Here is a 3,684-nt window from a genome sequence, read left to right on the forward strand (position 1 = left end):
GGATCGACACCCCCCTTATCAAGGGGGGATTAAGGGGGGATCGACACCCCCCTTATCAAGGGGGGATTAAGGGGGGATCGACACCCCCCTTATCAAGGGGGGATTAAGGGGGGATCAAAGACAAAATCTATTTTCAATTTAATTATAACCACTTACTTAGCTGTAGTTGTCGATAGGTTGTCTTGTTCTCCTTTTTCAATTCATAGTTAAGAATACATTGGCCCACATATCTAGCCAAATTAATAGGAACAGCATTGCCAATCATTTGTTCTAGATTAGATTTTGTTCCAGCAAAAATAAAGTCTTTAGGAAAAGTTTGAATATAGCTTCGCTCCCTCGTTGTTAGCGGTCTTAATTTTTCATGAAGATGACAAGCATCACCGGGATGTTGTCGATAGGTTTTGGGAACTGGTCGATTTACTCCTCGAATAGTAGGGCTAGGTTCATAAATACTGAATATCGCCCTTCTTTGATAGCTTCTAGGATGTCTATAATAGTATTCTATATCTAATTCTTTGCCCATATAGTCAAATACAGTCAGAGGTTGACTTGATAGATTTTCATTGATCTCATCGATTAAAAAATCATCTTCTTCCTTCATTTTACCGATCAGAAAATATCTTTTTCTAGTTTGAGGAACTCCGCAGTAACAAGAATTAATAACTTTTTCAGTTAAACCATAACCATGGCTTTTAAAAATTTGTTTTGCTTGAGTGAGTATTTTACTTTTCTCAATTCTATCCACATTTTCCATAACAAACCATTGCGGACTTACTCCAGTTACAATTTCGGCGAATGTGAGCGTTAGATTCGCTCGTCCTAAACCCTCGTCTCTCTTCCCAGCACTGGAAAAGTCTTGACAAGGAGGGCTGCCGACAATAATCTCAGGATTATATTGAGCAAATATTTCTTGGCTAGATTCTCTAGATAAATCGACATTAAATATCGGATGACTAAAGTTATTTCTATAGACATCTATAGCAGGTATCCAATTATCAAATGCGGCCACAATAGTAAACCCCGCTTTCTGGAAACCTAAAGATAAACCACCACAACCAGCGAATAAATCGATTGTGATCATTTTGCTCCCTCCTCTAAATTGACTCTCGAAAGCATAAAATAAATTATCGGAATCGGGAGCTAGACCGTATAACTCTTGTGTACTTAACTCCGCCGGTTGAACTTTTAAATTTTCATCGAGTTTCAGATAGACATTTTTCAGTCCTTTCCCATCCAAGTAAGCGCACAAAGAAGCTGGAAATGAGGAGTTAAATTGATTTTTACCCCATGTTTCTTTTTGGCTAAAATCCCGATTCGAGTGCTTCAATCCGAATAAACTAGGCTTAAATATTGCCGATTTTCCCATTACCTCAACCCGATCGCTGAAATTATCTCATCAATAATCTTAATAGCAATAAACGGCGCAATCATGCCTCCCACGCCGTAGATGAGGATATTACGCCGCAATAGTTGGTCAGCAGTGAGCGGGCGAAATTGAACGCCTTTAAGTGCTAGGGGAATCAAAACGGGGATAATCAGGGCATTGTAGATCAGGGCCGAGACGATCGCCGATTGAGTGCTTTTCAAACCCATGATATTTAAAGCACCGATCCCAGCGGCAGCGAAAATTGTCGGGATAATGGCGAAATACTTGGCGATATCGTTGGCTACCGAAAACGTGGTCAGGGCGCCGCGGGTAATGAGTAACTGTTTGCCGATGGTCACTAAATCGATCAGCTTGGTCGGGTCGGAATCGAGATCCACCATATTGGCCGCCTCCTTCGCCGCTTGGGTTCCGGAGTTCATCGCCACACCGACATTAGCCTGGGCCAGTGCCGGTGCGTCGTTAGTGCCGTCCCCCGTCATGGCAACTAACTTGCCCTGGGATTGCTCGCGACGGATCACCTCGATCTTATCTTCTGGGGTGGCCTCGGCGATAAAATCATCCACCCCCGCCTCCGCCGCGATCACCGCCGCCGTGATCTGGTTGTCGCCGGTGAGCATGATCGTTCTCACACCCATGCGCCGTAATTGGTCGAAACGCTCTTTTAATCCCGGCTTCACGATGTCCTTGAGATAGATCACCCCGTAGATATCGTTACCCCGACAGACGGCGAGGGGAGTCCCCCCCAAACGGGAAACCCTTTCCTGTGCCTCATCGAGGGTTTCGGGAACGGAACCACCGCGGGAACGGACGAAACCTTTAATCGCGTCTACGGCTCCCTTACGGTATTCCTCGCCGGCCCTATCGGTGCCGCTCATGCGGGTACGAGCGGAGAATTCGATTCCCTCGCCGGGTTGGCCATCGATATCGAGGTTCGCGCCCAAATTCCGGGCTAAGGCAATGATCGAGCGTCCTTCCGGGGTTTCGTCGAAAAGGCTGGCCGCTAGACAGATGCGGGCTAATTCCTCGAGGTTATGACCGTTCACGGGGATAAATTCGTCAGCCAGTCGGTTTCCGAGGGTGATCGTTCCCGTTTTGTCGAGAAGGAGGGTATTCACGTCGCCGCAGGCTTCCACCGCGCGCCCGGAGGTGGCGATGACGTTAAACTGAGCCACACGATCCATCCCGGCGATGCCGATCGCGCTCAATAAACCGCCGATCGTCGTGGGAATGAGGGCGACGAGGAGCGAGATCAAGATGGCGATACTGGAACCGGCCCGAAAGGTATCCGCAACCGCCGGCCCGAGGCTCGTTTCCAGGAAACCGGCGATATAGTTCCCGATCGGCGGAATCGTGGCGACGACAATTAGAAAGACTTGGGTTAACACGGCCAGAAGTACCGTCAGCGCGATCTCGTTGGGGGTTTTCGTGCGCTCGGCCCCTTCCACGAGGGAGATCATGCGATCGATAAAACCCTGGCCGGGATCTTGAGTGATCCGCACTGTCAACTCGTCCGAGAGAAGCCTGGTGCCGCCGGTGACGGAACTGGCGATGTCGGTTCCGGGTTGTTTGAGGACGGGGGCCGATTCTCCGGTGATCGCCGATTCATCCACCGAACCGATTCCCTCGATCACTTCCCCGTCGGCGGGAATCACGTCCCCGGCCACCAGTTTTACCCGATCGCCCCGACCCAAGGCCGTGGAACTGACCGACTCGATCGAGCCGTCGGCAAGGATTTTCTGGGCCATCGTGTCGCTGCGGGTGGAGCGCAGGGCATCGGCCTGGGCTTTTCCCCGTCCCTCGGCGATCGCCTCGGCGAAGTTGGCGAACAGCACCGTGAAGAAGAGGATGAGGGTGATGATGCCGTTAAGTAGCCGTTGTTGTCCCCTATCCCCGGCGATCGTGCCGAATAGATGCGGGTCGATCGTGACCAGGGCCGTGACGATCGTTCCTAACCAGACCACGAACAGGACCGGGTTACGCACGGCGATGCGCGGGTCGAGTTTGAGGAAGGACTGCCGGATCGCGCGTTGATAGAGACCTGTCCGGTTTACCTTGGGGGTGTGGCGGCGGTCGTCCCTGCGACCTCTCGGCACTCGCAACGGGCGGGAGGATTTAGAATTTCCTTTGTTCGTTCTCATAAATTATCTAGGGCTGGTTGAATAAATCTAAAAACCTTGTTGGGTAAGACTTTTAGACCTTTTGTCAATCAAAAAGTACTGGATCTGGGAGTGATCGGGGGGAAATTTAGGCACTTTTTCCCTGAAAATTAGGTAATTGGCCACCTCAAAACTGGTAAA

General features: G+C 49.9%; 2 protein-coding genes. Both read right to left on the reverse strand.

Annotated features, from left to right (window positions below; genetic code table 11):
* Positions 1-142: 142 nt before the first annotated feature.
* Positions 143-1,366 (reverse strand): DNA cytosine methyltransferase, encoded by a 1,224-nt coding sequence (locus tag PX482_RS06860; protein WP_353852425.1) that lies wholly within the window; start codon positions 1,364-1,366, stop codon positions 143-145.
* Positions 1,366-3,525, reverse strand: coding sequence for a potassium-transporting ATPase subunit KdpB (kdpB, locus tag PX482_RS06865; protein WP_288122238.1), 2,160 nt, complete (start codon positions 3,523-3,525; stop codon positions 1,366-1,368). Before kdpB ends, PX482_RS06860 begins: the two co-directional genes overlap by 1 nt.
* Between the last annotated feature and the right edge of the window lie 159 nt (positions 3,526-3,684).

Origin of the sequence: Microcystis sp. M53602_WE12, assembly GCF_030065455.1 — a bacterium.
GTDB classification, from domain to species: domain Bacteria; phylum Cyanobacteriota; class Cyanobacteriia; order Cyanobacteriales; family Microcystaceae; genus Microcystis; species Microcystis aeruginosa.

Coding starts and splice junctions, on each gene's coding strand:
- PX482_RS06860 (WP_353852425.1), bottom strand. CDS start 1,366: ATGGGAAAATCGGCAATATTTAAGCCTAGTTTATTCGGATTGAAGCAC.
- kdpB (WP_288122238.1), bottom strand. CDS start 3,525: ATGAGAACGAACAAAGGAAATTCTAAATCCTCCCGCCCGTTGCGAGTG.